Consider the following 433-nt stretch of genomic DNA (forward strand, 5'->3'; position numbering starts at 1 on the left):
AGTTCACCGTCGACGAGGTGGAGCACAGCGGTGCGCCCGACACCATCACCCTGCGCGCCAGGTCGGCCAACCTGATCGACACGTTTAAGCAGCAGCAGGAACACAGCTTTCACAAGACCACCCTGGGTGCCATCATCGAGGCGATTGCCTTCCGCAACGAGCTGGCGTCGGGCGTCTCGGCGCGCCTGCGTGATACTGCCGTCGAGCACATCGACCAGACCCACGAAAGCGATGCGGCCTTCCTGCGCCGGCTGGGCAGGAAATACGACGCGATGGCCACCGTCAAGAATGACACCCTGCTATTCCTCCCCATCAACCAGAGCCGCACCGCCAGCGGCAAGGCGCTGCCCGTCATTCCCATCACGCGCGCCCTGGGCGACGGCCACCGCTACCACAGCGCCGAAAGCGACGCCTACACGGGCGTGCGTGCCTT

General features: G+C 65.4%; 1 protein-coding gene. It reads left to right on the forward strand.

The annotated features are described in order from the left end of the window. Positions 1–433 (forward strand): contractile injection system protein, VgrG/Pvc8 family (locus ACZ92H_RS29465; RefSeq protein ID WP_465051975.1); only part of this gene is annotated, 433 nt, incomplete at both ends.

Source organism: Janthinobacterium foliorum (assembly GCF_978021625.1).